25 protein-coding genes and 1 tRNA gene are annotated in these 22,369 nt (G+C 65.2%); 10 read left to right on the forward strand and 16 right to left on the reverse strand.

Annotated elements, in window-relative coordinates:
• Positions 1–89: 89 nt before the first annotated feature.
• Both otsB and MRBLMC3_RS01945 read right to left on the reverse strand, forming a co-directional pair.
• The gene (gene otsB / locus MRBLMC3_RS01940) at positions 90–854 is read right to left on the reverse strand and encodes a trehalose-phosphatase (RefSeq protein ID WP_363825441.1); all 765 of its coding nucleotides are present in this window, start codon (positions 852–854) and stop codon (positions 90–92) included.
• A 70-nt stretch (positions 855–924) separates the two neighbouring features.
• Positions 925–1,086 carry a hypothetical protein gene (locus tag MRBLMC3_RS01945; RefSeq protein WP_363825443.1) on the reverse strand — a complete coding sequence of 54 codons (162 nt, stop codon included), beginning with the start codon at positions 1,084–1,086 and terminating at the stop codon, positions 925–927.
• Between the two features lie 111 nt (positions 1,087–1,197).
• Here MRBLMC3_RS01945 and MRBLMC3_RS01950 point away from each other — a divergent pair, with 111 nt between their 5' ends.
• The 3 genes from MRBLMC3_RS01950 to MRBLMC3_RS01960 all read left to right on the forward strand — a co-directional run bounded on the left by MRBLMC3_RS01950 (position 1,198) and on the right by MRBLMC3_RS01960 (position 6,499).
• Positions 1,198–2,118 carry a LysR substrate-binding domain-containing protein gene (locus tag MRBLMC3_RS01950; RefSeq protein WP_363825446.1) on the forward strand — a complete coding sequence of 307 codons (921 nt, stop codon included), beginning with the start codon at positions 1,198–1,200 and terminating at the stop codon, positions 2,116–2,118.
• 257 nt (positions 2,119–2,375) lie between these two features.
• Positions 2,376–4,664, forward strand: coding sequence for a DNA topoisomerase IV subunit A (gene parC / locus MRBLMC3_RS01955; protein ID WP_363825449.1), 2,289 nt, complete (start codon positions 2,376–2,378; stop codon positions 4,662–4,664).
• Positions 4,665–4,756: 92 nt separating this feature from the next.
• Complete coding sequence (locus MRBLMC3_RS01960) at positions 4,757–6,499, forward strand: putative bifunctional diguanylate cyclase/phosphodiesterase (protein ID WP_414714611.1); 1,743 nt, start codon at positions 4,757–4,759, stop codon at positions 6,497–6,499.
• Here MRBLMC3_RS01960 and MRBLMC3_RS01965 read toward each other — a convergent pair.
• From MRBLMC3_RS01965 to MRBLMC3_RS01980, 4 genes are read right to left on the reverse strand one after another with little or no spacing between them, the layout of a single operon-like run.
• Positions 6,463–7,674 (reverse strand): CCA tRNA nucleotidyltransferase, encoded by a 1,212-nt coding sequence (locus MRBLMC3_RS01965; protein WP_363825451.1) that lies wholly within the window; start codon positions 7,672–7,674, stop codon positions 6,463–6,465. The genes MRBLMC3_RS01960 and MRBLMC3_RS01965 overlap by 37 nt on opposite strands.
• Positions 7,655–8,266 carry a CoA pyrophosphatase gene (locus MRBLMC3_RS01970; protein WP_363735067.1) on the reverse strand — a complete coding sequence of 204 codons (612 nt, stop codon included), beginning with the start codon at positions 8,264–8,266 and terminating at the stop codon, positions 7,655–7,657. Before MRBLMC3_RS01970 ends, MRBLMC3_RS01965 begins: the two co-directional genes overlap by 20 nt.
• A complete protein-coding gene (locus MRBLMC3_RS01975) occupies positions 8,263–8,829 on the reverse strand; it encodes a DUF1285 domain-containing protein (RefSeq protein WP_133651866.1) in 567 nt (188 codons plus the stop codon). The genes MRBLMC3_RS01970 and MRBLMC3_RS01975 overlap by 4 nt, the downstream gene beginning before the upstream one ends.
• 45 nt (positions 8,830–8,874) lie before the next feature.
• Entirely contained in the window at positions 8,875–9,393 is a 519-nt protein-coding gene (locus tag MRBLMC3_RS01980) for a GNAT family N-acetyltransferase (protein WP_363825454.1), read from the reverse strand.
• A 127-nt stretch (positions 9,394–9,520) separates the two neighbouring features.
• Here MRBLMC3_RS01980 and MRBLMC3_RS01985 point away from each other — a divergent pair, with 127 nt between their 5' ends.
• A complete protein-coding gene (locus tag MRBLMC3_RS01985; protein WP_363735064.1) occupies positions 9,521–9,904 on the forward strand; it encodes a dihydroneopterin aldolase in 384 nt (127 codons plus the stop codon).
• A gap of 48 nt (positions 9,905–9,952) precedes the next feature.
• Here MRBLMC3_RS01985 and MRBLMC3_RS01990 read toward each other — a convergent pair whose 3' ends face one another.
• Entirely contained in the window at positions 9,953–10,897 is a 945-nt protein-coding gene (locus MRBLMC3_RS01990; protein WP_363825457.1) for an isopenicillin N synthase family dioxygenase, read from the reverse strand.
• 105 nt (positions 10,898–11,002) lie between these two features.
• Between MRBLMC3_RS01990 and MRBLMC3_RS01995 the strand changes: the two genes are divergently transcribed.
• A complete protein-coding gene (locus tag MRBLMC3_RS01995; protein WP_363735062.1) occupies positions 11,003–11,410 on the forward strand; it encodes an EVE domain-containing protein in 408 nt (135 codons plus the stop codon).
• Between the two features lie 149 nt (positions 11,411–11,559).
• Positions 11,560–11,844 (forward strand): hypothetical protein, encoded by a 285-nt coding sequence (locus tag MRBLMC3_RS02000; RefSeq protein WP_414714612.1) that lies wholly within the window; start codon positions 11,560–11,562, stop codon positions 11,842–11,844.
• Positions 11,845–11,914: 70 nt separating this feature from the next.
• Here the strand turns inward: MRBLMC3_RS02000 and MRBLMC3_RS02005 are convergent, their stop codons facing one another.
• The 6 genes from MRBLMC3_RS02005 to MRBLMC3_RS02030 all read right to left on the reverse strand — a co-directional run bounded on the left by MRBLMC3_RS02005 (position 11,915) and on the right by MRBLMC3_RS02030 (position 16,558).
• A complete protein-coding gene (locus MRBLMC3_RS02005) occupies positions 11,915–12,217 on the reverse strand; it encodes a glycine zipper 2TM domain-containing protein (protein WP_363735060.1) in 303 nt (100 codons plus the stop codon).
• Positions 12,210–12,557, reverse strand: coding sequence for a hypothetical protein (locus MRBLMC3_RS02010; protein WP_363825460.1), 348 nt, complete (start codon positions 12,555–12,557; stop codon positions 12,210–12,212). Before MRBLMC3_RS02010 ends, MRBLMC3_RS02005 begins: the two co-directional genes overlap by 8 nt.
• A 520-nt stretch (positions 12,558–13,077) precedes the next feature.
• Positions 13,078–13,152: transfer RNA gene (locus MRBLMC3_RS02015), tRNA-Thr, on the reverse strand.
• Between the two features lie 31 nt (positions 13,153–13,183).
• Complete coding sequence (locus MRBLMC3_RS02020) at positions 13,184–14,044, reverse strand: hypothetical protein (protein WP_363754041.1); 861 nt, start codon at positions 14,042–14,044, stop codon at positions 13,184–13,186.
• Positions 14,041–15,351, reverse strand: a complete 1,311-nt coding sequence (locus MRBLMC3_RS02025) for a replication-associated recombination protein A (RefSeq protein WP_363735057.1) — start codon at positions 15,349–15,351, stop codon at positions 14,041–14,043. Before MRBLMC3_RS02025 ends, MRBLMC3_RS02020 begins: the two co-directional genes overlap by 4 nt.
• A 28-nt stretch (positions 15,352–15,379) precedes the next feature.
• Positions 15,380–16,558 (reverse strand): glycosyltransferase family 4 protein, encoded by a 1,179-nt coding sequence (locus MRBLMC3_RS02030; protein ID WP_363825462.1) that lies wholly within the window; start codon positions 16,556–16,558, stop codon positions 15,380–15,382.
• Between the two features lie 285 nt (positions 16,559–16,843).
• Here MRBLMC3_RS02030 and MRBLMC3_RS02035 point away from each other — a divergent pair, with 285 nt between their 5' ends.
• The gene (locus tag MRBLMC3_RS02035; RefSeq protein WP_133651874.1) at positions 16,844–17,062 is read left to right on the forward strand and encodes a DUF2945 domain-containing protein; all 219 of its coding nucleotides are present in this window, start codon (positions 16,844–16,846) and stop codon (positions 17,060–17,062) included.
• A 57-nt stretch (positions 17,063–17,119) separates the two neighbouring features.
• Complete coding sequence (locus MRBLMC3_RS02040; protein WP_363825465.1) at positions 17,120–17,770, forward strand: MOSC domain-containing protein; 651 nt, start codon at positions 17,120–17,122, stop codon at positions 17,768–17,770.
• 115 nt (positions 17,771–17,885) lie between these two features.
• Here MRBLMC3_RS02040 and purU read toward each other — a convergent pair whose 3' ends face one another.
• The 3 genes from purU to MRBLMC3_RS02055 all read right to left on the reverse strand — a co-directional run bounded on the left by purU (position 17,886) and on the right by MRBLMC3_RS02055 (position 20,922).
• Positions 17,886–18,725 (reverse strand): formyltetrahydrofolate deformylase, encoded by an 840-nt coding sequence (purU, locus tag MRBLMC3_RS02045; RefSeq protein WP_414714624.1) that lies wholly within the window; start codon positions 18,723–18,725, stop codon positions 17,886–17,888.
• An 80-nt stretch (positions 18,726–18,805) separates the two neighbouring features.
• Positions 18,806–19,843, reverse strand: coding sequence for a 2-oxoadipate dioxygenase/decarboxylase family protein (locus MRBLMC3_RS02050; protein ID WP_363825468.1), 1,038 nt, complete (start codon positions 19,841–19,843; stop codon positions 18,806–18,808).
• Between the two features lie 65 nt (positions 19,844–19,908).
• Positions 19,909–20,922 carry an SPOR domain-containing protein gene (locus MRBLMC3_RS02055; protein WP_363825471.1) on the reverse strand — a complete coding sequence of 338 codons (1,014 nt, stop codon included), beginning with the start codon at positions 20,920–20,922 and terminating at the stop codon, positions 19,909–19,911.
• Between the two features lie 164 nt (positions 20,923–21,086).
• On the opposite strand from MRBLMC3_RS02055, the gene MRBLMC3_RS02060 reads away from it, so the two are divergent.
• Positions 21,087–21,806, forward strand: a complete 720-nt coding sequence (locus MRBLMC3_RS02060; protein ID WP_363754052.1) for a ParA family protein — start codon at positions 21,087–21,089, stop codon at positions 21,804–21,806.
• Between the two features lie 15 nt (positions 21,807–21,821).
• Complete coding sequence (locus MRBLMC3_RS02065) at positions 21,822–22,358, forward strand: hypothetical protein (protein ID WP_363735050.1); 537 nt, start codon at positions 21,822–21,824, stop codon at positions 22,356–22,358.
• Positions 22,359–22,369 lie beyond the last annotated feature (11 nt).

Below are 22,369 nucleotides of genomic sequence, written 5' to 3' on the forward strand. Positions count from 1 at the left end.
CGTTCATTCCCGCCCGGAAGGTCGTTTTTCTGCGTTTCTATTGGTCCGTCCCCCTTGTTCGTGCACGACAGGGGTGCCGGACGATCGGATCAGACGGCGCCAGCAACCCCCTGGGCAAGATAATGCCTGACGGCGGCAACCTGTTCCAAAGAGAATGCGGCGAGCGTTGCCCTGGGCACGCCGACGAGAATGCCGGCGCCGCCCAGGTCGCGCGCCACGGCGAAACCCTCTTCGTCGGTCACGTCGTCCCCGATGAACAGCGGTGTGCCGCCTGCCATGGGCGTGCGGCGCATCAGCGCGCGGATGGCGCTGCCCTTGTCGGCGCCGCCGGGGCGCAATTCGTAGAGCATCTTGCCCGGTTGCAGGGCAAGGTCGAGCCGATCCGCCAGGCCGGTGGCGAGGTCGCCGGCCTCCTGACCCCATTGTGGTGCGCCGCGGAAATGAAGGCCGACGCTGATTGTCTTGCGTTCGACAAGGACGCCGGCCTTTCCGGCGGCAAAGGTCTGGAAGGCGGCTTCGGCCTCGTTGATGGCGGGGAGGCGGGCAGGCGCCTCGACCGGGCGGCCGGGTTCCGCCAGCTCAAGTCCGTGCGTGCCGGCCAGCAGGAATTGGCCGAAGCCGAAATCGCGCAGCGTCGCGACGGAACGGCCGCTGACAATGGCAAGCCGGCCATCCAGCCGGTCGCGCAAATGCTCCAGAAGGGTGAGCAGATCGTCATCGACCACCACCCCGTCGGGCGTATCCGCTATGGGAGCCAGGGTTCCATCGAAATCGAGGAACAAGGCGGCGCCGGTCAGCAGCCCGGGCGGCGGAGGGGGAAGATCGGGAACAGGGGAAAGACGGGAATCGTGCACGGGCGCAAGTTGGCGCGTGGCGCGGATAGTGCAAGCCCTGTTGAACGATCCTGGCGATTTTTGGGGGATCTCATTGCCCCTGCTCCGTCCAGGGGGCCGACCAGCTGATGCGATGAAGCGCGCAGAAGGCCTGCATGATGGAGGTGAGGAGGCCTGAAAGGCCGCTGGTGGTTTCATGGCTGCGGGTGGGCAACCGGGCGTCGTTCGACAAGTGCATGACGTGCCTTTCCATGAATGATCCGGTGAATGGATTGCGTTTCGTGGCAATTCCTATCGCTGATTTCCGTAGCGGCAGCCAACAAAAGGATGGACGCGAATCATAAGTCTGGCTTATCTGGACCGGATGAACCCATTGCCTCCCCTGTCGGCCGTTCGCGTGTTCGAAGCCGCGGCAAGGCTGGAGAATTTCACGGCCGCCGCGCAGGAGTTGGGGATGACGCAGGCGGCTGTCAGTTATCAGGTGAAATTGCTGGAGGAGCGGCTGGGCATCAGCCTGTTCCAGAGGACGGGGCGGAAGGTGACGCTGACCGAGAAGGGGCGCGAGATCGCCATGGTCGTGTCCCGCGCCTTCGACCAGATGCGGGAGGGGTTCGCCGCGCTGACGCAGGATCATTCGACCATCCTGACGATCAGTTGCACCAACAGTTTCGCCCATCTCTGGCTGGCGCAGCGGATCGGGACGTTCCAGATGCGCCAGCCGGGGCTGGCCGTGCGGATCGACGCGACCGACCGGGTGGTGGACTTCGCCCGCGACGGCGTCGACGTGGCGGTGCGGGGCGGGCGGGGCGAATGGCCGGGACTGGAGGCCAAGCTGCTGACCCATAACCGGCTGGCGCCACTTTGCAGCCCGTCATGGCTGGCGGCCAATGGGCCGATTGCCGATGCGCGGGTGCTGCACGCCATGCCGCGGCTGTCGCCCGGCGATAGCTGGTGGCAGGAATGGTTCGTCGCCATGGGGGTGGACGAGGACGGTAGGGGGCTGCCGCCCGCCATCGCGCTCGATTCCCAGGTGATGGAGGGCCGCGCCGCGATGGCCGGGCATGGCGTTGCCATCGTCAATCCCTTCATGTGGAGGACGGAATTGGAGGCGGGATTGCTGGTGGAGGCGGTGCCATCCTATGTCCGGGAACGGGCGAGCTATTGGGTGGTCTATCCTGCCCACGCCCGCAACACGGCCAAGGTGAAGGCCTTTCGCGACTGGATTTCCGCGGAATTCAGGCGGGAAATCGCCGCGGACCCGGAGGCCCGGTTTCTGCCGCGATGATGGGGGTGGTGTTGCGGAGGGGTGGGACGCGGGCTAGCGGTTTATGGGATGCTGTTTCTGTCGCGGCATGAAATCGCGGCGTCGGAACTGGGCTCCTGCCTTCGCAGGAGCACGGCGGGATGGTGGGAGCACGGCGGAGAGGCAGGCGCGCGTGGCGGTTGCGGGGCAGGTTGCGACCGGCCTGAGCCATTCCGGTCGGCATCTTCGGGATTAAACCCCGTTTCCGTTTTGTCGCGGCACTGCTATTCCCCCCTGCGATGACCGAATTTCGCGACCCGTTCGACGCTATCAAGGATCACCCGTTCGACGATGCGCTGTCCCAGCGCTATCTCGTCTATGCGCTTTCCACCATCACGGCGCGGTCGTTGCCGGACCTGCGCGATGGGTTGAAGCCGGTGCACCGGCGGCTGCTGTGGGCGATGCGGCTGCTGCGGATGGAGCCGGGCGGCGCGTCGCCCGACGTGCTGGTCGCCAATCCGGCGCGCAACACCACGTCGTACAAGAAATGCGCCCGCGTGGTTGGTGACGTCATCGGCAAATATCACCCGCATGGCGATGCCTCGGTCTACGACGCCATGGTGCGTCTGGCGCAGGATTTCTCGCTGCGCACGCCGCTGGTGGATGGGCAGGGCAATTTCGGCAATATCGACGGCGATAATGCGGCGGCGATGCGCTATACCGAGGCGCGGCTGACCCAGGCCGCGGCCGACCTGATGGCGGGGCTGGACGAAGGCACCGTCGAATTCCGCCCGACCTATAATGGCGAGGACCAGGAGCCGGAGGTCTTTCCCGGCCTGTTCCCCAATCTGCTGGCCAACGGCGCCACCGGTATCGCTGTCGGCATGGCGACCAGCATCCCGCCGCACAATGTCGCGGAACTGATCGATGCGGCGAGCCTGCTGATCGAAAATCCGGAAGCCGAACATGCCGAGCTGATGCAGATCGTGCGCGGTCCGGACTTTCCCACTGGTGGCGTGCTGGTGGACAGTGCTTCCATGATTTCAGAGGCTTATGCGACGGGGCGGGGATCGTTTCGAACTCGTGCGCGCTGGCACAAGGAGGATGGCGGGCGCGGTACCTGGGTCGCGGTGGTCACACAGATCCCCTTTCAGGTGCAGAAATCCAAGCTGATCGAGCAGATCGCCGTGCTGATCAACGACAAGAAGCTGCCCATATTGGCCGATGTGCGCGACGAGAGCGATACGGAGATCCGCATCGTCATCGAGCCGCGCGCGCGCACCGTCGATCCGGACGTGCTGATGGACAGCCTGTTCCGGCTGACCGATCTGGAAAACCGTTTTCCCTTGAACCTGAATGTGCTCGACGCGACGCGCACGCCCCGCGTTCTGGGCCTGAAGACCGTCCTTGTCGAATGGCTGAGGCACCAGATCGACGTTCTGGTGAAGCGCGCGCAGCACCGGCTGGACAAGATCGCGGCGCGGCTGGAGCTGCTGGACGGCTATATCATCGCCTATCTGAACCTGGACCGGGTGATCGAGATCATCCGGACCGAGGATGAGCCCAAGGAGGTGATGATGGCCGAGTTCGGCCTGAACGACCGGCAGGCCGAGGCGATCCTCAACATGCGGCTGCGCAGCTTGCGCAAGCTGGAGGAGATGGAACTGCGGCGCGAGCATTCCGAATTGCTGAAGGAACGCGACGAGCTGACCAGGCTGGTCGAAAGCCCGGCGCGGCAGCGGACGCGGTTGAAGAAGGACCTGGCCGACCTTCGCAAGCGCTATTCGCCCGAAAGCGATTTCGGCCGCCGGCGCACGCTGGTCGAGGAAGCGGCGCCGGCGCGGGAAATCCCGCTGGAGGCGATGATCGAGCGCGAGCCGATCACCGTGATCCTGTCCGAACGCGGCTGGATCAGGGCGATGAGCGGGCATCGCGACCTGGCCTCGGCCGACACGCTGAAATTCAAGGAAGGCGATGGTCCGATGATCGCCTTCCACGCGCAGACCACCGACAAGCTGCTGCTGGCGACGGAGACCGGGCGCATCTTCACGCTGGGTGCGGACAAGCTGCCGGGCGGGCGCGGCTTTGGCGACCCGGTGCGGTCGCTGGTCGACATGGACGGCACCGGCAATATCGTGGCGCTTCTGCCTGCCCGCGTCGGCGGCGAATTGCTGCTTGCATCCTCGGACGGGCGCGGCTTCGTGGCGACGGTCGCCGATGTGATCGCGGAGACGCGCAAGGGCAAGCAGGTGGTCAATGTACGCACCGGCGCGAAGCTGAGTGTCGTGCATCCCATCGCGCCGGAGGCGGACAGCGTCGCCGTGGTGGGTGAAAACCGGAAGCTGCTGGTCTTCTCGCTGATCGAAATGCCGCGCATGGCGCGGGGGCAGGGCGTGCAGATGCAGCGCTATCGTGACGGCGGCCTGTCCGACGCGATCGCGTTCCGCCTGTCGGATGGCCTGAGCTGGGCCATGGGGGGAGAATCCGGGCGGGTTCGCACGGAAGCGGACATGACGCCATGGCGCGTTGCAAGGGGCGCGGCGGGGCGGATGCCGCCAACCGGCTTTCCACGCGATAACCGTTTCTGAGAAAGCGATTTTTTGTTGCCATCGCGTCGGAATCGGGAATGTTGTTTCCCGAAAATTTACCCTTTGGGCCTATCGCCGGCCCTATGGAATCCATGTCGATGCGCGATCGGCCAATCTCAATGCCGGGCGGACAGCTCCTTGCGGGGCAGGACGGAGCGCATCTTTCGCATGGGTTGGCGATCACCGAATGGCTGGCGGCGCTGCCTTATCCCGCAGCGGTACTTTCCTTTGCAAACAATCATTTATCAACCGTAGTTGCCAATGCGCCGTTCCACCACCGTTTCAGGGTGAGTGGTTCAGGCGAGCCGGAAAAACCGCACGCTGCCGAATGGCGCGACCGGATCGTGCAGAGCGTGCGGTCGGGCCGTGATTCGGAAAGTTTCGAGTTGCGCCGCGACGGATCGCTGGGGCCGGAATATTTCTGCTGCTCGGTCGGACGCCTGCCCAAGCGGGACGGCGAGTCCGACCTTTTCCTGTTCACGGCGCTTGATCGCACCAGCGACCGCACGATGGAGAAGAATCTCCGGCGGGAATTGCTGTCCGACGGTCTGACGGCATTGCCCAACCGGACGGGGTTCGGCGAGGAGATCGAGGACCGGTTGGCCAATACGAGCTGGCCTGACAATGCGCAGTTCGGCATCCTTGCCATCGACCTGAGCCGGTTCAGTCGGGTCAATGAGTCGCTGGGGCCAATGGCCGGCGACGAATTGCTGATCACCGTGGCCAAGCGGTTGAAGTCCAGCCTGCGGCAGGGGGACGTGCTGGCCCGCATCGGCGGTAATGACTTTGCTATTTTTGCACGCCTGAACAATGGCTTGTCGGATGCTCTTCATATTGTTCAGCGTATTCGTGATGGACTGAGCTATCCGATCAGGTTGAGCGATTTGCAGATCCGGGTCGATTGCGCGATCGGATGCGCCCTGTCGACCAGCCTGACCGAAGACCCGGAGGATGTGGTGCGCAAGGCGCAGGCCGCGGTGAAGATCGCCAAGCGCAGCGGCAAGGTGGAAATCTATCGCAACGGCGTGCTGAAGGAAGCGCAGCGGCGCTTTTCCGTCGAGAGCCGGTTGCGCGACGCGCTGGCGCAGGGAGAACTGACCCTGGCATTCCAGCCGCTGATCCATCTGCAGACTGGCGAAATCACGGGCTTCGAGGCCCTGACTCGATGGCAGGATGAAGAGCTGGGCCATGTGTCGCCCGCCGAGTTCATTGCCGTGGCGGAAGAGAGTGGCCAGATCACCTCGCTGGGTCGCTGGGCTGCCTATGAGGCGGCGCAGGCGCTCAGCCGGTGGGACGCGAAATTCGGCCAGTCGCTGCCCGTCGGCATCAATGTGAACCTGTCCCCCATCCAGATGGCGCGGGACGATGTCGCCTCCATGTTCGAGGAAGCGCTGCGTTATTCGGGAATTTCGGGCAATCGCCTGACCGCGGAGCTGACCGAAAGCGCGATCGTGGCGGACCCGGAAAAGGCGCGTAAGCTGCTGTTCGCGCTCAAGGACCTGCAAATGCCGATCGCCATGGACGATTTCGGCACCGGCTATTCCAACCTGGCGAGCCTGCACAGCCTGCCGATCGACATATTGAAGATCGACCGCAGTTTCGTGACCTCCATGCTGGAGGACCGGGACAAGGTGGTCATGGTCCGCACCATCCTGTCGCTGGCCGAATCGCTGGGGCTGCGTGTCACGGCCGAAGGGATCGAGACGCAGCAGCTTGCCCATGCGCTGCAGAATATGGGCTGCTGGCAGGGGCAGGGATATTATTTCGCGCGGCCGATGCCGGAGAGCGACGCCTATGACTATTGGCGGGCGCGCTGGAATTTCGAAACGGTCTGATCCGCGATTTCGGCGAGGCGGGCTTCGTCGGGAAAACCCTCCGCAACCCAGATATCCTGGACCTCGGCCAGGGCTTTTGCCACATCCGGGCCGGGCTGAAGGCCGCGGGCGATGAGGGCGCCGCCGCCCAGAGGCAGGCGTGGCGGCGTCCAGTCAGCGAGTGTCTTCAGGCCGTCGAGCGGAGCCGAAGAATCGAGCAGGATGCGGTCGATCGCGCCCTCCACGCCGACCCGGAAGGCGAGGGCGCGAGGGGGCATGGGGGCCGTGGCGCCCTCCAGCGCGGTGGCCAGGCGCTTGCGGGCCTTGTTGGACAATTTGAGGCGCGCGCCCACCTGCTCGGCGGTGCGCGGATCATGGGCGAGCAGGGCGGCAAGACGGCGCAGGGCTGACGGACTGGTGCCGGAGGCGGCTTCCCGCTGCATCAGTGTGGACAGGCGGGCCAGCCCGTCCTGGTCGATCTCCGGAAGGACGGGCAGCAATATGCCGCCGTCGACCATGAGTTGGAACGAGGCCAGCGGGGCGGGCAGGGCGAGCAGCTTGAGCAGTTCGTCCGCGATGCGTTCGCGCGACAGGGCCATCAGGCTGTTGGCGGCTTCGCGGCAGGCGGCATAGGCCTCCACATCCGGCTCGTCATGGCCGAAGCGGGCCAGGAAGCGGAAATAGCGCAGGATGCGGAGGTGATCCTCCGCGATGCGGGCGTTTGCATCGCCGATGAAGCGGACGCGATGCGCGCGCAGATCGGCGACGCCGCCGAAGAAATCGGTGATGGCGTGGGTGAGCGGGTCGGCATAGAGCGCGTTGATGGTGAAATCCCGCCGGGCGGCGTCTTCGCGCCAGTCATGGGTATAGGCGATGGTGGCGCGGCGGCCGTCCGTGCTGACGTCGCGGCGCAGGGTCGTGATCTCCACCGGCCAGCCATGGATGACGGCCGTGATCGTGCCATGGTCGATGCCGGTGGGCACGGCCTTTATTCCGGCGGCCCTGAGGCGGTCGATGACCGACTGCGGTTCCGATATGGTGGCGATGTCGAGATCGTTGACCGGCAGGCCCAGAAGGCCGTCGCGGACGGCGCCCCCGACGAAGCGGACGAGGCCCTGTTCCGCGCCAAGCGCGTCGAGCAGCGCGTCCAGGCCGGGGCGGTGGCGCCAGTCGGCGTCAGGCAGCAGGCTGGTCATGGCCTAGCCTGCGCGACAGATTGGCGAGGATGGCGGCGGTGATGCCCCAGATGCGTCGTCCTTCCCAGAATATTTCGTAATAATGCCGCTCAATGCCCTGAAACTCCATGGACTTTCTGATCCGGTTGGCGGGATTGAGGGCATAGGAGAGGGGTAGTTCGAACAGTTCCGCGACCTCGGCCTCCTGGGGGAGGAGGGGAAGGTCGGGCGGGATCACGCCCAGCACGGGGACGATGTCGAAGCCGGTGAAGGTGTGATAGCGGTCCGACGTGCCGATGATGTCGACCAGGTCGGGCAGGAGACCGATTTCCTCCTGCGCTTCCCGCAGCGCGCCAGCGATTTCGTCGGGGTCGTGGTCGTCGACCCGGCCGCCCGGAAAGGCGACTTGCCCGGCGTGCTTGCGCAGCCTGGCGGACCGCTGGGTCAGGATCAGGCCGGGTTCGGGACGATCGGTGATCGCGACCAGCACGGCCGCAGGAGACAGCATGATGTCGCCGTCGATCCGGGGATCACGGGTGTCGGACGGCATCAGGCCGATCTCCCGCTCATGCCCCTCCTTCAGGGCGATCCGCAGCCGTTCCGCCAGCGTCATGCCGACCCGTCCAGCGCGAAGAAGGCGCCGTTGCTCCAGAGGCCGACTGGTTCGGCGCCTTCGTCCAGCGCCAGGTTCACCAGTTCATAATAGACGCTGCGGGCGACCAGCGCCTCCAGCCCGCCGCGGACGTGGAGATAGGGATGCGGTCCGTCAGGCGTTTCGCGCAGGACAAGGGCGTTGTCCGGCCCGGCGGCGACCAGATCGCCCGTGTTGAGCCGAAAGGCGAGGCTGCGTGCCCGGCCTTCGCCTTCGCTCTTGAGCTCCACGGCGAGGAAGGGGGCGTCCTCCACCTCGATCGAGAGCTTTTCGACCGGCGTGACCAGGACGTAGCCGCCATCGGGTTCGCGGCGCAGGATGGTCGAGAAGAGGCGGACCATGGCTTCCCGCCCGATGGGCGAACCCTGGTGGAACCAGGTGCCGTCGCGGGCGATGCGCATGTCGCTGTCGCCGCAATGGTCCGGATTCCATTTCTCGACCGGCGGCAGACGCTTTTCCGCCAGCAGGCGGGCGACGTCGGTCAGCGACAGGCTGGAAAGATCAGGGGGCGGCTCCATCGGCATGGGGCCGAGATAGGGGCGCTTGAAGGCGAAGGCAAAAGGGAAATTTCAGGCGCGGGCAATGGCGCGCGGACCCAGCATGCCCGTGCCCCCTATGGGCCGGCCGTCGACCGACAGCGCCAGCAGGCGGCGCGGCTCGAACGGGCCGGGGCAGTTCCAGCCGCCGGTCCCTTCCGCCGAAAAGCCCCAGAAGCGGCCATAATATTCCGGATCGCCGATCATCATCAGCGGGGCGCTGTTCTGTGCGCGGGCGGCCGCGACGACGGCGTCCATCATCGCGCGGCCGTGCCCGGTGCCCTGCACCGCCGGATCGACGGCGACCGGGCCGACCATGATGAGCGGCGTCCGGCCGCCGTCGGCATGGACGAGCGCGACGGGCCAGCTTTGCAGCGAACCGATGAGCCCGCCGTCCTCATCCCTCATGCCGAAGGAGAGTTCGGGAAGCCATGGCATGCCGTCGCGAATCATATAGGCGGTGCGCCCGTGCCGGTCAGGGCCGAAGGCCGCATCCAGCAACCGCTCAACCGCGTCATGCGACATCATCTTGAGGGGCACTATCACAGACACGTCTTGCCGATCCGTCCTCAATGGCGCATGGACGCGCCGAGAGCGGCGGGCTTTAGCGCGTGGCTGGCAAAATAAAAGTCTAAACTGGGGCCCGCCCGCGGCAGGGAGGGCCCGAATGTGGCGAGCTATGAACAGCGTATTTGACGATTTTCTGACGTTGGAGGTGAATAATCTGGACGTGGATGTCCTGACCGGCATCTATTCGGAGGAGACGCACCTGCCGCAACCGCTGCGCATATCGATCAGGGCGCGGTTGAAGATCGCGGATCATTATGATCCCGACACGCCGCTGTCGCGGTCCAAAAATTACATGGACCTGAAACATGCCGCGACCACCGCTCTGCCGGAGGGGCAGCATTTCACGCTGATCGAGGCGGTGGCCGACCATATCATCGAGACGATCTTCCTGCAGGATGACAAGGTGACCCATGTCGAGGTCAAGATCGTCAAGCTGGCCCTGAGCGAGAAGGGCGAGGAGATCGGGATCACCATGGCGCGCGGGCGCAGATAGCCTGTTCCATCGGGTTTTCCCGGCCCAGGTTTTCCTGAATCGCTGCCCTTACCCCTTGATCAGGCCGATTTCGCGCAACCGTTCCGACAGATAGTCGTGCGCGGTGATCGGCGGGTCGCGGCGGGGGTGGTCCGCATCCACGCATTGGGGCAGCGCGTCGATCAGGAAATCCGGTCGCAGGTGCAGGAAGAAGGGCATGGAATAGCGCGAATGGCCGCGCCGTTCCGGCGGCGGGTTGACGACGCGGTGGCTGGTCGAAGGGAGATAATGGTTGGTCAGCCGCTGGAGCATGTCGCCCACATTGATGGCAAGGGCGCCGGGCGGCGGGACCACGGGCAGCCAGTTGCCGTCGCGATCCCTGAGCTCCAGCCCGCCTTCCTCCGCGCCCAGGAGCAGGGTGATGAGGTTGATATCCTCATGCGCGCCGGCGCGGATGCCCGGCGCTTCCGCAGAGACGGGCGGATAATGGAGCAGGCGCAGGATTGAATTGCCGTTTTCGACCGGCCTTTCAAACCACTGCTCCTCCAGCCCCAGAAACAGGGCGATGGCGGACAGCAGTTCCCCGCCGACGCGGTCGAATTCGGCATAGAGAGGCGCGAATGTCGCGTGGAATTCCGGCAGTTCGTCCGGCCAGACATTGGGCGGCATGCTTTGCGCCAGCGGATCGCCCGCGGGCAGGTCGCGTCCGACATGCCAGAATTCCTTGAGATCATTCTCGCTCTCGCCCCTGGCGATTTCCACGCCAAAGGCCGTGTAGCCGCGCTGACCCCCATTATTGGCGGCATCGTAGCGGCGCTTCACCCCCTCCGGCAGGGCGAAAAACCGGCGGACCAGTGCCCAGCCCCTGTCTATCAGCGCCTGGTCCATGCCATGATCCTTCACCATGGCGAAGCCGAAGCGCTGGAAGGAACCGCCGAAAGCCGCGGCGAAGTCGGCCTTGTCCATATTGCCCATGGACAGGACGGGCACTTGTCCGGGCACCGTTTGCGACACGTTATTCTCCGAAACTCAACTGGATAGAGCCGGCGCGCCGTCGGGCGCCATGCTGGCCATGCGAGCATCCTTGATCGTCCTTGGCGGCTGATGCAAGGAGAAGCCATGAACTATTGGCTGATGAAATCGGAACCCGATGTCTTTTCCTATGACGATCTGGTCAAGAAGGGGAAGGCCGAGTGGGACGGCGTGCGCAATCATGCCGCGCAGGGCCATATGAGGGCGATGCGCAAGGGCGACCTTTCCATCTTCTACCACAGCAATATCGGGGTCGAGGCGGTCGGCATCATGGAGATCGTCGAGGAGGCGGCGCCAGACAGCACGGACGAAACGGGCAAGTGGATGGCGGTGCATGTCGGGCCGAAGGAAAAGCTCGCCAAGCCGGTCACGTTGAAGACGATGAAGGCCGATCCGGCGCTGGCCAATATGGCGATGATCCGCCAGTCGCGGCTTTCCGTATCCCCGCTTACAGAGGCGGAGTTCAGGCATATCGTCGCCCTGTCAAAGAGTTGAAAGGCCAAAGGGTTGAAAGGCGATTGCGGGAAACGCAATCGTTCCGCCCTTGTTTGCGATTGTGCTCCTTTGGCGGCGCTCCATAAATCGACGTCAACAGAAAAGAATATTCCAGAGGTGTTTGATCGGCATTCACAAGGAGTTTACCCATGCGAATGCTGTCCAAGTTTGTTCTTTCCGCCCTGTTGGCCGCCGGCGCCGCCAACGGCCCGGCCCATGCCGAAGACGCTGCCAAGCAGAAGTTCACGCATGAGGGCTATACCTATGTATATGCCGTCAAGGACACCAAGACCGGCAGGGTGATTTCGGGCCGTCGTTACCCCGATGCCGTTGCCTTCAACCTTGCGGTGAAGAATGGCCGCGTGTCGGGCATGTCCGGCGGTCAGGCCGTGACGTTCAAGGTCGAAGACGCGCGCGGCGCCTCGGCCGAATAAGCCCCAGGCATTTCGGATTAAAAAGGGGGGCGGTTTCCGATCGGAAGCCGCCCCCCTTTTTTCGCATATCTCAGCGGCAGCGACGCTTGCTGTCGATTTCCTTGCCCAGCAGCGCGCCGCCCGCGGCGCCCAGGATCGTGCCGGTGGCGCGGTCGCCGCGGGTGTCGATCGCGCGGCCGACCAGCGCGCCGCCCACGCCGCCGACGATGAGGCCGGTCGTGCCATTGGACTTGCGGCAGTACATGCGGCCGTCGCGACCGCGCCATTCGCGATATTCATAATGACGGCGGGCATTGGCGCCCTCGGTCGGGATCGCCATGGAAGCGGGAATGGCCAGCGAGACGGCGGCCAGTGCCATAAGGGCTTTACGCATTTTTTCTCCTCCAAAAAGGCGTGTTTTGATCGTTCAACCCGCGCATATTGATGGAGGTTGCATGAACCTGCGACAACGGCGCAGCATGTTGTTTCTGAAGCAATAAATTTTGAGACGAGGCGATGGGCGGCACCGATGAAGCGGGGACGGCATCGATCTGCTGGTTGATCTGACCGCGTGTAGAGGGCTGGACGTCGCCAGGGCGCGGCCTGGTTCGGCGATCAGAATTTTCGGGGGGTAGCGCCGGCGCCGCGAGGCTGATCGCATGGCCGCCGAGCCTTCTGGAAAATTTATCCACATTTATCCACAGCTTTAGCGTGACACGGTCTTCAGGGTGCAAGATTCCGCTTTGAGCGACTCGCTTTTGGTGAGACGATCTCCCTATCGGAAAGACCGGGAGACAGAGAAATCTGGATGCCAAAGTCGGTGAGAAATCAGCGACTTGAAGGAATTTTCGAGCGTCGGGAAAGAAGCATGGACCGGAAGGAAAATGCGGAAATCCGATGAGCCTCAATAGACGATGCTGTGCACGCGCGAAAGTGAACGTCGGGCATCGAATAAAGAGGACAGGCTGCGGGAAAACGGCCGACCGGCCGGACAAACGGAGCCGACACGATAGCAAAGCCCTTGCGGCGGACCTATCGCGCGCCGAGTCCGATGATCGCATCTTGAAAGAGAAGCGGATCGAGAGACACGACGGAAGTGGGGACCGGCAGAAATGCCGGCCCCCATTTTGCTTTTCGGGCTATTTTTCTGGCGCGGCGGGCGATCCGGGGCATCGCGTGAAGCGGCGGCAGGATCGGTTGAAAGCTGGAGTGCGTTGGGGTGGCGACCGTCGCGTCGCGGGCGCGAGGGGAATATGGTGCCGGATGAGGGGATCGAACCCCCGACCTTCGGTTTACAAAACCGCTGCACTACCGCTGTGCTAATCCGGCATATCCGTTTCGGACGGGGAGCGCCTTACTATCAGATGATGCCGAACGTCCAGCCCTCTGTTGCGGCGATTTTTTCGTCGAGAGGCGGCGGGTTCCACAGGCCGGGGCGCGGGGCCATGCGTCGCAGCCAGGCGGCGGTCAGGATCGCGTCGGCGCCATGGTCGTCAGGCGGGAGGCCCCTGTGCGGTTGCGATCCGACGGCGAGGAGCGCGTCGTTCAGCGCGGGGAGGTCGCGCATCTTGGCCTTTCCCTTGGGGCGTCCGGCGGCGCGGGCGGCGATGCTGGTGTAGATCTCCACGATCAGGGAGCCCTTTGGCGGCGGCGGGTCGAACGGCCAGACCGGGACATGGGGATGGACGTGGTGGAGCAGGCGCATCCCCGAAAAACTCGCCTTGGCGACCTGCGCCGCGCCGATGGCGTCATAGACGGTGGAGGGCTTGCCGCCGCCCTGGGCATTATAGTGCGCCTCGCAGGCGCGGTTGTGCATATAGTCCGCCTTGATGCCGTCGACCTTGCCAAAATAGAAATGCCGCCGGTGGGTGTGTTCGAGCAGGCTGGCGGCGCCCAGATCCTCATCCGCGCAAATGCTGTCGACATAGGCCCAGAAGGCCGGAGCGGTGGTGGGCACGATGTCGCCGGGCAGATAGCTCTGGCGCGCGACATAGGGCGGGGCGAAGCTGAAATCGAAGCCGAACAGGGTCGGGGCCTCCCGCGCGGTTCGGACAAGCCAGTCCGCGACGGCGCGGCGCGACCAGACGCCGCCGCCGTCGGGATGCTGGAGCCGGGGTGCCGCATCGCCGGCTTCGCACAGGGCGACGGCAATCCCCTTGTGGCGCGATCCCTTTGCGCCGGACCAGTCGATGACAGCGTAGCGGGTGAAACGGGGCGTCATTTCTGGCGGCGTTCGGTCCTCAAGCGGTCCCAATAGGCCATGCGTTCGGCAATGCGCGCCTCGAAGCCGCGTTCGGTGGGGGCGTAGAAGGTCTGGGGCTGCATCTCTTCGGGCCAGTAATCGTCGCCGGAAAAGCCGTCGGCCGCGTCATGGTCATAGTGATAGCCCTTGCCGTAGCCCACGTCTTTCATGAGCTTGGTCGGGGCGTTCAGGATATTCTGCGGCGGCATGAGCGAGCCGGTGTCGCGGGCGGACCTCCAGGCGGATTTCATGGCACTGTAGGCGGCGTTGGATTTGGGCGCGGTGGCGCAATAGAGGCAGGCCTGGACGATGGCGAGTTCGCCTTCGGGCGAGCCGAGGAAGTCGTAGCTGTCCTTGGCGGCGAGGCACTGGACGAGCGCCTGCGGGTCGGCAAGGCCGATATCCTCCACGGCGAAGCGGACGAGGCGGCGCAGGACATAGAGCGGCTCCTCACCCGCGGTCAGCATGCGCGCCAGATAATAGAGCGCGGCCTGCGGATCGGAACCGCGCAGGGATTTGTGAAGGGCGGAGATGAGGTTGTAATGGCCCTCCCGATCCTTGTCATAGACCGCGACGCGGCGGTGGAGCAGGGCCGAAAGGCCCGCCGGATCGAGCGGCTGCGGAATGTCGATGGAATAGAGGGTCTCGACCTGATTGAGCAGGAAGCGTCCATCGCCGTCGGCGCTGGCGAGCAGGGCGTCCCTGGCGGCGGTGTCGAGCGGCAGGGCGCGTTCCATCACCGTTTCGGCGCGTTCCAGCAACTGTTCCAGCGCGGGCGCATCCAGGCGGCGCAGGATCAGCACCTGTGCGCGGGAGAGCAGTGCGGCGTTGAGTTCGAAGCTGGGATTTTCGGTGGTCGCGCCGACCAGGGTCACCGTGCCGTCCTCCACAAAGGGGAGGAAGCTGTCCTGCTGCGCCCGGTTGAAGCGGTGGATCTCATCCACGAAGAGCAGGGTTTTCTCGCCCCGCCGGGCATGTTCCTTCGCGGCGGCAAAGACCTTCTTGAGGTCGGCAACGCCGGAGAAGACGGCGGAGATCGGTTCGAAACGCATGCCGACGGCATCCGCCAGCAGGCGTGAGATGGTGGTCTTGCCCGTGCCCGGCGGGCCCCAGAGGATGATCGAGGAGAGGCGGCCGGCGGCGACCATGCGGCCGATCGCGCCCTCCGGCCCGGTCAGATGATCCTGGCCGACGACCTCCGCCAGGGTGCGGGGCCGCAGCTTGTCGGCCAGCGGCGCGTCGGCTGGAACAGGGGGGAGATCGTGGGGAGCGAAAAGATCGGCCATTGCCCCGGATATAGTCAGGCTTTTGCTTTCAGGGAACAGGGCTCGACCGGACCAGCGCGCCATGTTCGCGCTGGCGGATGATGCGCAGATAGGTGTCGACCAGCGCCTGGTTCACCTGATCCCAGCCATAATGTTCCGCCTGCGCCATGGCGGCGGCACCGGCGGCGGCGCGGGCAGCGGAATCGGTGCAATAGACGGTCAGCGCGTTGGCGAAGGCGGTGATGGCGCCCGGCCGGATCAGCCGGCCTGTGATCCCGTCCGCGACCAGGCTCTCGCTGCCGGTGGCGCGGGCGGCGACGGTGGGCAGGCCGCAGGCCATCGCCTCCAGCGTGACGTTGCCGAAGGTTTCCGTGACGCTGGGGTTGAACAGCATGTCCATGCCTGCGACGGCGCGGCCCAGGTCGGGGCCCTTCTGGAATCCGGTGAAGACGGCGTTCGGCAGGCGGTTCGCGAACCATTCCCGCGCCGGCCCTTCGCCGATTATCAGCACCTTGTGCCGCACATTCTTCGCCGCCAGATGATCGATCGTGTCGGAAAAGACGTCGAGGCCCTTTTCCATCACCAGGCGGCCGATGAAGCCGATCACCGGTTCATCGTCGGCGATGCCGAGCGACTGGCGCCAGGCCATGTCGCGGCGGCCGGGATGGAAGATTTCGCGGTCGATGCCGCGCGTCCAGATGCCGACATCATAGCTCATCCGCTGTTCGCGCAGGAGCTGCGCCATCGACTCGGACGGCGCGACGATGGCGTCGCAGCGGCGGTAGAAACGGCGAAGCAGCGATTCGATCACCGGCTCCAGAAAGGCGAGGCCATAATAGCGCGGATAGGTTTCAAAGCGTGTGTGGACGGAGGCGACCGCCGGCAGTCCGTGGCGGCGCGCCCAGGCGACGGCGCGATGGCCGAGCGGATCGGGGCTGGAGACGTGGACCAGGTTCGGACGAAAGGCCCTGAGGTCGCGGCGCACCGCGCCCGACATGCGGTAGGGAACCTGGTATTCGCGGCGGCCCGGAACCGGAAAGGAAGGAGTGCTGACCAGATCGCCCGCCGGTTCGAAGGCCGGCGTATCGGTGGTGGGTGAATAGACGCGCACATTCGCTCCCTGCCGCAGCAGGTAGCCGACGAAGCGATTGAGCGCTTGGTTCGCGCCATCGCGCACATAGTTGTAATTGCCGCTGAAGAGTGCGACGCGAAGCCCCGTGACATCCATCCGCCGCCCTTAACCCAGGCAAGCGCAAAACCCAAGGGAACCAGCGCGGCATTCGGGATTTTTGCTTAGTGACCCGAATCTGAAGTTCGTCACACTGCTGGGTGGGCGTTGAACGAACTTCAGATTTATCAGGGTCACTAGCAACTATATGATTCTACTGTGGTCTTTGGATTTGAAATACGCTCCCCACCTGGCCGCCATAATGAGGCGTATTTCAAATCCACCACAGTAGCGGCAGCGATGACGGCCGGCCGTCGTGGTTGTTCCCCGAAGGAGAGATGCTTGATGACCGAAAGCTTTCGAAAAGGAGCGAGGGTCAAGTGGAATTGGGGGCAGGGCGTCGGCCGTGGGAGAATAGCGGAGCGGTTCGAGCGGCAGGTGGAGTGCCGGATAGAAGGCGCGGTCATCAGGCGTAACGGGTCCAGCCGCAATCCCGCCTATCTGGTGACCACCGACAGCGGTTCCGAAGTGCTGAAGCTGGGTTCGGAGCTTTCCCCCGGCTGAATCCTTTTTCCATCAGGCGGCCTTTTCCTCACGGTTGCTTCCGTGGCATGGGGAGGCATGACCGCTTCCTTCATGACTGTCGACGCGCTGCTGACGGGGATACCCGTTCCCTTCCGCGATGGCGATTACAGCGCGATCGCGAAGCAGCCGGTGTCGGGCGCGGTGCGGATCGGCTGGCTGGGCCTGGCGGGCGACAGCGTGGCCGACCCCGTGCATCATGGCGGGTGGGACAAGGCGATCCACCTTTATCCGCAGGACCATTATGGCTGGTGGCGCGAGCGCAAGCCCGGCCATCCCTTGCTGGAGAAGCCGGGCGCCTTTGGCGAGAATATCGCCTCCCGCGGGATGACGGAGGAGGAGGTCTGCCTGGGTGACCGCTTTTCGCTGGGCAGCGCAGTGGTCGAGGCGAGCCATGGGCGGCAGCCCTGCTGGAAGCTCGACCATCGTTTCGGCGCGCGCGACGTCATGGCGACGATCGTGAAGACCGCCCGCTGCGGCATCTATTTCCGCGTGCTGCGGGAGGGAGAGGCGGAGGCCGGCGTGATGATGGAATTGCTGGAGCGGCCCCTGCCCCAATGGTCGATCGCACGAGTGTTCCGGCTGCTGATCGGGGGCGGGCACAAGGGTGAGCCGGACGCCGTGCGGGCGCTGGCGGACATGCCGGTGCTGGCCGAGGCGTGGCGGGAACGGGCGCGGAAGCTGGCTTGATAGGGGGGAGGCGGGATCGGGCGATTCACGACCTGCCTTCCGATCAAAAAAACGCAGGGTACCCCATGTCTGCCGTGCTCCTGCCTTCGCAGGAGCACGGTGGGGGCATAACAGCCTAGCGAAACACCACCGTCTTGCCGCCATTCTGCAGGACGCGGCGATCCGCCAGCCATGTCACGGCGCGGGCGAGCACCTGCGCTTCGATGTCGCGTCCGATGCGGATCATGTCCTCCGCCGTCGCGCGATGGTCCACGCGTTCCACCGCCTGTTCGATGATCGGCCCTTCGTCGAGGTCGGCGGTAACGAAATGGGCAGTGGCGCCGATCAGCTTCACGCCCCGCTCATGCGCGCGGTGATAGGGGCGCGCGCCCTTGAAACCGGGGAGGAAGCTGTGGTGGATGTTGACGCAGCGCCCGGCGAGCCTTTCGACCAGTTCGCCCGAGAGCACCTGCATATAGCGGGCGAGGATCAGATATTCCGAGCGCGTCCGTTCGAACAGGTTGAACAGCGCCTCCTCCTGCGCGGCCTTGTCGCCATTGGGGGGCAGCTCATGATAGGGGATGCCGTGCCATTCGGTGATCCGGCGCATGTCGGGATGGTTGGACACCACGCCCATGATGTCGACCGCCAGTGTTCCCGTCTGCCATCGGTGCAGCAGGTCCGCCAGGCAGTGCGACCCCTTGGACACGGCGATCAGCATGCGCGGCTTTTCATCGGCGCTGGTCAACCGCCAGTCCATCGCGAAACGGGTGCCGATATCGCCGAATTCGCCGCGCAGCCGGTCGGTGTCGCCCATGCGCTGGTCCGTCGCCTCGAACGCGACGCGCATGAAGAAGCGGCCTGCCTCCCGGTCGGCATATTGCTGGCTGTCGGTGATGAAGCCGCCACGTTCCGCCAGGAACTGGCTGACGGCCGCGACGATGCCGACCCGGTCGGCGCAGGCCAGGGTCAGCACCCAGGATGGGACAACCGGATCAGTCAACGTGCATCTCCCCGCAAATTCGGCGAACCCGTTGCCTCAAGCGCGCCCGCCGATCAACCCTGTTGCGGGCGTCCCTCGTCCGCCGCGCTGGTCATGGCGAAGATGCCGGTGGCGTTGCCGGTGTCGAAGGCAAGGTCCAGCCTGCCGGTTTCCGGATCGATGTCGCGGCTGATGAATTCGTAGAATGAGCCGGGAACGCGGCGCAGTTCGTTGCCGGCAAAGAGCCGTTCGATCGTGTCGGCGCGCAGGGCGGTCTGCCGCACCCGCCCGGTGATCGAGATCTCCAGCCGCTCCTTGATCGGCCAGTCCTGCGTCTTCAGCCGTTCCGCCAAAGCAGCGACGTCCGCCACCCGGTCCGTCGCATGGTTGAAGGCATTGCCCTCCGTCGCGATCCAGCCCGCCTCATGGGATCGGGAGAGCAGCAGTTCATAATCCTCCATGCTTGGCGGCTGGTGCTGTCGGTCGAAGGCGGCCACGATCGCGGGCAGGGCGGCGGCCGCCTCCGCCCGCGTGACGGGGCGTTTGTCCGCGAATTTTTCCAGCACGGCCTGCGCTTCCGGCGTCAGCGGATCGCGGGACGTGCCGAACACCCGCGCCGCGGCTTCGGCAAATTCCGGGTCGAAGCGGTCGGCATGCAGTTCCGACAGGAAGAATTGCGGGATCGATTCGGGCAGGTCGACATGGCGATAGGCCCGGCCCGTCATCCGCAGCCGGTCGAGCGGGTAGACCGCCGCCATCTCATAGCCCAGGGGCAGCAATATGCGGGTGAAGGCCTCCTCGCCCGGCGGCAATTGCCCGGTCGCACCCTCGACCAGCCTTACGGTGCGCAGCGCGCCATGGTCGAACACCACCCTGCCGCCGCGCGCCAGCCGGTCCGCGACATAGGCCGCCCCGCTCGGCACGCGCTGGAGAAGATCGTGGAACAGCGCGACGTTCATCGCCATGGCGAAGGCGGCGCGGGAAACATGGGGGCCGCTCTGTTCGGTCAGGCGGCTGTCCAGATCGAGCGCGGCCAGCGCCGCCCGGGCCGGTTCGGGGCCAAGAAACCCCTCGACCAGCGCATTGATCACCGACAGATTTTCCACCGACATGGGACGCTCCGTGCTGAGTTTCCATTATCGCATGGTTGAAATAAAATTCCAAGTCGTAGCAAGAATTACATCTTCTTTGGCATGCACTCCGCGCCGGCCGCCTTGATCGCGCTGCACAGCCGGGTGGCGTCCGCGCTGCTCGCCAGGGGACCCGCCTGCAGGCGGGTCACGCCGCCGCTGGTCATGATATAGGGCTGATAGCCGGACAGGCCGCCCACCTTCGCGCTGAGTTGCGTCCAGAGCGTGCGGGCGCGCGCTTCCGCGCTGAAGGCGCCGATCTGCACGCGCCAGCCGCCGCTTGCGGGCTTGGGGAGCGCGGGCTTGGAGGCGGCCGGCCTGGCTTCCGGGGGCTTGGCTGCGGCTGTCTTCGCGGGTGCGGGCCGGGGGGCCGGTTCGGCCGTCCTGGGTGCGGACGAAGCGGAGGGCGGCAGTTGCGCGCTCCGCACCGGGGCGGGAGCTTCCCGCATGACCGGCGCGGGCCGGCGAGGCTCATCCGCCGCCAGGCTGCTGTTCTGCTGGCCGATGGAGCGGGCCATGGCGACGGCCTGGTCGCGCTGATCCTGCGGAATATATTTGTCCATCTGGCGGAGGCTGGCTGTTGCCTGGGCCAGGCCGGATTCGGACGCCCGCGTCATCAGCGCATAGGCGCGCACCCAGTTCTTCGCGGTCAGGTCTCCGTTGAACAGGGCCGTGCCGACGATATATTGCGCGCGCGGCTCGCCCCGCTCGGCGGCGCGCTGAAGATAGGGGAGGGCGCCAGCCCGGTCACCCTGCTGGAACATCAGCAGCCCCAGATTGTCCTCGGCCCGCGCATGGCCCTGCCTTGCGGCCTTGCCGTACCAGTCGATCGCGGCGGACGGATCGGTCTTCACTCCACGGCCCAGCTTGTAGGCCTGGCCCATGTTGAACTGCGCGTCGGGATCGCCGGACTGCGCCAGCGGCTGCCATATGGCGACGGCCTTGGCATAGTCGCCCTGCTGCCAGGCATCGACGCCTGCCTTGACGTCGGCCAGCGCTGGCTGCGCCAGGATCAACACCGCGCCGGCGGCCAGCACGCCACAGATATGCTTCATGCTCATGCTCCCAAGGGTTCCTGCCCGGTCTATGCCACGTCAAGGTTAATAGCGACTTAGCATTAAGAACATCGCCTTTTTACCGGCTGTCAGGCTTCCACGCGGATTAACCAATTCTTAGGCGGGCCTGTGGCAATCCTGCCATGCATTGGTTTTCTGGGGGAAGTTGCGTGCGCATTTTGGCATTGGCATCGCAAAAGGGGGGCTCTGGCAAGACGACCCTGTCAGGGCATCTGGCCGTTCAGGCGCAGATGGCTGGCGCTGGTCCGGTCGTGCTGATCGACATCGATCCGCAGGGTTCGCTGGCCGACTGGTGGAACGAGCGCGAGGCCGAATATCCCGCCTTTGCCCAGACCACGGTCGCGCGTCTGGCGGCGGACCTTGAAATCCTTCGCCAGCAGGGCTTCAAGCTGGCCGTCATCGATACGCCGCCGGCCATCACCATGGCGATCCAGAGCGTCATTTCCGTCGCCGAACTGATCGTCGTTCCAACCCGTCCGAGCCCGCATGACCTGCGTGCCGTGGGCGCCACGGTGGACCTGTGCGAAAGGGCGGGAAAGCCCCTGATCTTCGTGGTCAACGCCGCCACGCCCAAGGCGCGCATCACATCCGAAGCGGCAGTCGCGCTGTCGCAGCACGGCACCGTCGCGCCGGTCACGCTGCACCACCGCACGGATTTCGCCGCATCGATGATCGATGGCCGCACGGTGATGGAGGTCGATCCCAATGGTCGATCCGCCAGCGAAGTCGTGCAGCTTTGGACCTATGTGTCCGACCGGCTGGAAAAGAATTTCCGTCGTACCGTCTTTTCCGTTCCGCACAATGCGGTCGGCGCGGCGGGGACGGCCCGTCCGACAAGCGGTGGCTTCGGCCGCCGGGTCTCGCAATAAGGGAAGGGGAGCATCATGGTCGAACCGAAACCTCTCGCTTCGCTGACTTCCGGCCTGCTGGCGCGCAAGGGCGCCGCCTCGCCCGCCATGCGCCGCCCCGTCTTCGGCATGACCGCCGGAGCGACGGCGCTGCAGGAGGATCTGGGCTGGAACGACATGGGCTTTGACGTGACGCAGCCGGAACCGGCGCCGTCCGAAGCCCGCTCCGTTGCCGGCTTGACGCCCATGACGGCGGTTCCCGCCGTGGCGCCGGTGCCCGCCGTGGTCACCGAACGCGAGGAGCTGGCCGAACGCATTGCCGAAGCGGCTGTGCCCGCCAAGGTCGAAAAGGCCGGGAAAAAGCCCCGCGCCTCCGCCGTGGCGAAGGGGCGCAAGGCCGCCTTCACCCTGCGGCTGGATGCCGACCGCCATCTGAAGCTGCGTCTGGCCAGCGCCATTGTCGGCCGGTCCGCGCAGCAGATGGTGACCGAAGCACTGGACGCCTATCTTGGCAGCCTGCCGGACGTCGACCGGCTGGCCCAGCAACTGCCGCGCGCCCGCGGCGACAATTAAGGGTTGGGAAG

It is taken from the genome of Sphingobium sp. LMC3-1-1.1 (genome assembly GCF_040676285.1).
Lineage (GTDB): Bacteria > Pseudomonadota > Alphaproteobacteria > Sphingomonadales > Sphingomonadaceae > Sphingobium.

What these genes read in the sequence shown, in the direction of transcription:
- MRBLMC3_RS01945 (WP_363825443.1), bottom strand. Translation starts at nt 1,086, where the DNA reads ATGGAAAGGCACGTCATGCACTTGTCGAACGACGCCCGGTTGCCCACC.
- MRBLMC3_RS01950 (WP_363825446.1), top strand. Translation starts at nt 1,198, where the DNA reads ATGAACCCATTGCCTCCCCTGTCGGCCGTTCGCGTGTTCGAAGCCGCG.
- parC (WP_363825449.1), top strand. Translation starts at nt 2,376, where the DNA reads ATGACCGAATTTCGCGACCCGTTCGACGCTATCAAGGATCACCCGTTC.
- MRBLMC3_RS01960 (WP_414714611.1), top strand. Translation starts at nt 4,757, where the DNA reads ATGTCGATGCGCGATCGGCCAATCTCAATGCCGGGCGGACAGCTCCTT.
- MRBLMC3_RS01965 (WP_363825451.1), bottom strand. Translation starts at nt 7,674, where the DNA reads ATGACCAGCCTGCTGCCTGACGCCGACTGGCGCCACCGCCCCGGCCTG.
- MRBLMC3_RS01970 (WP_363735067.1), bottom strand. Translation starts at nt 8,266, where the DNA reads ATGACGCTGGCGGAACGGCTGCGGATCGCCCTGAAGGAGGGGCATGAG.
- MRBLMC3_RS01975 (WP_133651866.1), bottom strand. Translation starts at nt 8,829, where the DNA reads ATGCCGATGGAGCCGCCCCCTGATCTTTCCAGCCTGTCGCTGACCGAC.
- MRBLMC3_RS01985 (WP_363735064.1), top strand. Translation starts at nt 9,521, where the DNA reads ATGAACAGCGTATTTGACGATTTTCTGACGTTGGAGGTGAATAATCTG.
- MRBLMC3_RS01995 (WP_363735062.1), top strand. Translation starts at nt 11,003, where the DNA reads ATGAACTATTGGCTGATGAAATCGGAACCCGATGTCTTTTCCTATGAC.
- MRBLMC3_RS02000 (WP_414714612.1), top strand. Translation starts at nt 11,560, where the DNA reads ATGCGAATGCTGTCCAAGTTTGTTCTTTCCGCCCTGTTGGCCGCCGGC.
- MRBLMC3_RS02005 (WP_363735060.1), bottom strand. Translation starts at nt 12,217, where the DNA reads ATGCGTAAAGCCCTTATGGCACTGGCCGCCGTCTCGCTGGCCATTCCC.
- MRBLMC3_RS02020 (WP_363754041.1), bottom strand. Translation starts at nt 14,044, where the DNA reads ATGACGCCCCGTTTCACCCGCTACGCTGTCATCGACTGGTCCGGCGCA.
- MRBLMC3_RS02025 (WP_363735057.1), bottom strand. Translation starts at nt 15,351, where the DNA reads ATGGCCGATCTTTTCGCTCCCCACGATCTCCCCCCTGTTCCAGCCGAC.
- MRBLMC3_RS02030 (WP_363825462.1), bottom strand. Translation starts at nt 16,558, where the DNA reads ATGGATGTCACGGGGCTTCGCGTCGCACTCTTCAGCGGCAATTACAAC.
- MRBLMC3_RS02035 (WP_133651874.1), top strand. Translation starts at nt 16,844, where the DNA reads ATGACCGAAAGCTTTCGAAAAGGAGCGAGGGTCAAGTGGAATTGGGGG.
- MRBLMC3_RS02040 (WP_363825465.1), top strand. Translation starts at nt 17,120, where the DNA reads ATGACCGCTTCCTTCATGACTGTCGACGCGCTGCTGACGGGGATACCC.
- MRBLMC3_RS02050 (WP_363825468.1), bottom strand. Translation starts at nt 19,843, where the DNA reads ATGTCGGTGGAAAATCTGTCGGTGATCAATGCGCTGGTCGAGGGGTTT.
- MRBLMC3_RS02055 (WP_363825471.1), bottom strand. Translation starts at nt 20,922, where the DNA reads ATGAGCATGAAGCATATCTGTGGCGTGCTGGCCGCCGGCGCGGTGTTG.
- MRBLMC3_RS02065 (WP_363735050.1), top strand. Translation starts at nt 21,822, where the DNA reads ATGGTCGAACCGAAACCTCTCGCTTCGCTGACTTCCGGCCTGCTGGCG.